The sequence below is a fragment of the Myroides albus genome (assembly GCF_009711045.1).
Classification (GTDB): Bacteria; Bacteroidota; Bacteroidia; order Flavobacteriales; family Flavobacteriaceae; genus Flavobacterium; species Flavobacterium album_A.
Genome location: NZ_WMJX01000089.1, coordinates 1 through 3867 on the forward strand (window position 1 = coordinate 1; position 3867 = coordinate 3867).

Below are 3867 nucleotides of genomic sequence, written 5' to 3' on the forward strand. Positions count from 1 at the left end.
CTTACGTCCTAAAAGTCTACATTAGTTTGAAGACATACAGTGTGCTCTACTTATTTTTGAAATGATGTTTTAAGGTTTTATCCTTCCATTTTTTATCGAATGTTGACTGTTTCTCCTTGCGTTCGTTAAAAGTAAATTATTGACATGATATTCGATACAAATTGATTCATAACTTGAGTCAAACTCACGTTATTGATATTGGTATAGGAGTGTAATTAGTTGAAGGGCAGTGCGTGTAGAGAAAATAGAAAATAAAAAAAAGCCTTCAGAAAGGTGAAGGCTCTTTAAGCTAAACTATGGAAGTTTATATTTTGAATGAAATTACTATTGAAGTTCTAACTCTTTTTTCTTGAAGATTAGACTGCTGTTCATCAGTACAATAGCTGATAAGATTAGCAAAATACCAACCCATTGTATTAGAATTACTTTTTCACCTAAAACTAAGAAAGCTACAGTAACTGACGCAGGTAGTTCTAAGGATGAGATAATACTTCCTAATCCTACACCTGTCAACGGGAATCCCATATTCAAGAACATTGGCGGTAATACGGTACCAAATAAAGCTAATACAATTCCCCAACCGTAGAAGATACTCCAGTCGAAATCCCTGATACCATCTGTGTTTTGAGAAAATTGAAGGTAAAAGTCCTTCATAAACTCAAAGTTATTTGGCCCAATTTGAGTGACAAATACAAAGATAGTTACGATTATAGCAGCTCCAGTAAGCATACACATACTGCGTTTTGTGGCAGGTAAGTGATTTGCAATACGACCAGAGGCAAACATTGTTGTAGCAAACGAACACGATGCTAAGAAGCCAAATATTACTCCTCTAATATCTAACTCAATCTTACTTGCCATGATATTCGTAGCTAAGACAGTACCAAATAGAATTAATGCTATAGCAACCAATTTTGTCAAATTTGGAAATGTTTTGGTAGCTATACTATCTAACACTACTCCAATCCATACAGATTGCATTAAGAGAACAACGGCAATTGACGCGTCGATATAACTTACAGCCATATAATATAAAACAGAAGTGAATCCCATGGAAGTTCCTGCTAATATTAAACTGCGTACGTTTTTAGAGGTAGCTTTTGGTTCATCTGCTTTCTTTTTGCGAAACAAGTGAATCAAGGATACACATAGCAGACCAAGTAGTACCTGAGAATATGTTACTTCAGCAGTGGTAAATCCACTCTTATATGCAAGTTTTACAAATGAAGCAAGCATACCGAAACTTGAAGCTCCTAAAGCGACTAAGAAGACTCCTTTTACTACATTATTTTGTTCTTTCATCTTTTTCTATTTTGCTTAACAAAGGTAGTTAATATTTTTTGAGCGATATAGGACAAATGTCTATATAGTACCTATCAAATAGTAATTGAAAATTGTGGCAGTTTAGGGAACGGGGAATGGGGAACGGGGAACAGGGACGGGGAACAGGGACGGGGAACAGGGACGGGGAATGGTGTAGGTTTCCCTAAAAATCGGACAGTTGTTAATTTGAAAATATTAACTTTAAATAAAACTGTCAATTATGAAAGTAAGTAATTTTAGTGAGAACCAAATCATTAAAGCTCTCAAAGAAAATGAACAGGGAAGATCAGTAAGTGAAATCTCTCGAGAATTAGGTATTGATAAAAGCACGTTTTACTATTGGAGAAAGAAGTATGGTGGAATGGAAAACTGGAGTTGAAACGTTTAAAAGAACTTGAAGAAGAAAATCGCAAGCTCAAACAGATGTATGCCGATGTTAGTTTAGACAATAAAATGCTCAAAGATATTCTATCAAAAAAGTTCTAAGCTCAGCAGATAAAATAGAAAGGGTTAAGTATCTGTTAGAGCAATATAAGTTATCCATTGTTCGTATTTGTTTATTAGTTGGTCTATGCCGATCAATTAAGAGGAGAGCTAACTGAACTAAAGAATATTGTTGAAAAAACGATTAAATACACTAAGAGAAGTGATGCAGATCGTATTGCTTTAAGAAAAGTTTACGACAGTAAAGTCAGAAAAGAATTTTTGAAAGATTTAGCTAAAAATGAAAAATATCTAAAATCAAAAGGGGTTTCCCAAACAGATATTGAAAGCATGAAAAAAGGTTGAAATCCTGAAAACTATCAGGTACATCATAAACTCCCTTTAGATGATGGAGGGACTAACGATTTTAGTAATTTAGTATTAATCAAAAATGACCCTTATCATCAGGCATTAACAAATTATCAAAACAAAGTGACAAAAGAAATGAAAGCAGTTGACAGTAAATCTGTTACATGGTATACAATGGAAGGAAACATCTACCCATAAAACTTGGACTATGAGAAGTATAATAGAAAAATCAAAAAGTATAATAAAGCTAAATTATGAGATTGGCTATAAGATAAATCAACCAATAACCATTGAATCATTAGGGCGCTTAGAAAAATATATGATTGAAAAATTTTCAATATCAGTACCTAACTCCTTAAAGGAAATATTACAAATATCGAATGGTTTAAACTATGATGGAGTCTTCTTATATGGTTTGTCAGAAAAAGTTAATTTAAATCTAATTGAGGTAAATTTAAATTGGCACACTGATGAAGATTTTGCAAAGTTTATCTTTTATGCAGATACTGACCTTTACTTATTCGTACAAGAAATAGAGACAAAAGTATTTAGCTTTCGACCAAGAGATAACTTTGATGAAGTGTTATTAGAAACAACTGACGATGAGCTATTCTTTCAAATAATTTTAGAATGTGCTTTAGAAGGAGGAATAGAAGAGAAATATTGTGAATAATAAAGAAGGAGAATTTAGTTTATAACTGAGTCTCTTTTTGCATTAAACGGTACAAATATGTTCGGATTCTAAACAGTTAGTTGTTGATTACAAAGAATGGTTATTGATTTGTAGTACAGTAAAGTAGGTATCATTATTAAGTAATTAACAAATAAGTATGAAGTTAAAATAGCTAATGGTGAAATCATTCTACCTCAACGTGCTGATAGAAGATTAGCAGCACATTCAAAATTAAGAGCTCTTGATCAAGCTCTTAAGGCAAGAAGAGAAGCAGGAATACATGTAGATAGAAATTCTATTAAAGAAATGAGTTTAAGTAATAGAGCGATAAAACCTAAGGATATATTAGAAAACAATGGAATTCCTCCTTTGAAAAAAAGATGTCAAAACTGTGAATATTTAACAGATGGAATTCAACTACACGGACACAAATAATATAAAAAAACAAAAAAATATGATGAGATTAGAAGATATAGACCACTCGCTTTATGTGCAAGATGATGTAAATGGAGAACATATTTATTACCTAGACCCTGAATTGACGAAGCCTTATACGGGAGTAATATATAATAAATGGCGAGGTAAGATAGAAAGTGAAGCAGAATTTATAGATGGTTTAAAAAATGGATTGGAGCATGTGTATAATGAAGAAGAAGAATTGATACTGATTAGTGAGTGTAGAGGAAATATTGAGTTTGGAATCTCAAAAGAATTTGAGAAGGGATACCTTACATCAGTAAGTATAAACTATAATGGTAGATTAGTAAAATATTTAGAAATAGGTCATAATTATGAGATAATTAATGTTCAAAAATTTTACTACGATGTAACTAAAGGGGACAAAATACCCGAAGGTGATAAGATAATAACTAAGATGTCTTATGAAAGACTACCGAAGTATATAAGAATACTGTTAGAACTATCTGATAAGGAATTGGTAGAATATGAGTTTAAAAAAGATAACCCTTATTTAAGACCTCCTTATAATATTTAATATTTTTAGAGGTAAACATCTTTATATATATTAATAACTTAAATAATATCATTAGCGTCCGATAAAAATTAAAATCACTTCTTTT

5 protein-coding genes and 1 pseudogene are annotated in these 3867 nt (G+C 31.7%); 5 read left to right on the forward strand and 1 reads right to left on the reverse strand.

Translation table 11 applies throughout. The annotated features are described in order from the left end of the window. Window positions 1-324: 324 nt before the first annotated feature. A complete protein-coding gene (locus GJV76_RS15235; protein WP_155093440.1) occupies window positions 325-1302 on the reverse strand; it encodes an EamA family transporter in 978 nt (325 codons plus the stop codon). Window positions 1303-1543: 241 nt separating this feature from the next. Here GJV76_RS15235 and GJV76_RS15240 point away from each other — a divergent pair, with 241 nt between their 5' ends. From GJV76_RS15240 to GJV76_RS15255, 5 genes and pseudogenes are all read left to right on the forward strand, one after another. After that, window positions 1544-1702 carry a transposase gene (locus tag GJV76_RS15240; protein WP_155093441.1) on the forward strand — a complete coding sequence of 53 codons (159 nt, stop codon included), beginning with the start codon at window positions 1544-1546 and terminating at the stop codon, window positions 1700-1702. 428 nt (window positions 1703-2130) lie between these two features. Next, a pseudogene (locus tag GJV76_RS16180) lies at window positions 2131-2313 on the forward strand (HNH endonuclease); the annotation flags it as partial. Between the two features lie 10 nt (window positions 2314-2323). Further along, entirely contained in the window at window positions 2324-2788 is a 465-nt protein-coding gene (locus tag GJV76_RS15250) for a YrhA family protein (protein WP_155093442.1), read from the forward strand. A gap of 306 nt (window positions 2789-3094) precedes the next feature. Continuing rightward, window positions 3095-3223 (forward strand): hypothetical protein, encoded by a 129-nt coding sequence (locus GJV76_RS16100; protein ID WP_258204064.1) that lies wholly within the window; start codon window positions 3095-3097, stop codon window positions 3221-3223. A 19-nt stretch (window positions 3224-3242) separates the two neighbouring features. Beyond that, the gene (locus GJV76_RS15255; RefSeq protein WP_155093443.1) at window positions 3243-3782 is read left to right on the forward strand and encodes a hypothetical protein; all 540 of its coding nucleotides are present in this window, start codon (window positions 3243-3245) and stop codon (window positions 3780-3782) included. The last annotated feature ends 85 nt before the right edge of the window (window positions 3783-3867 follow it).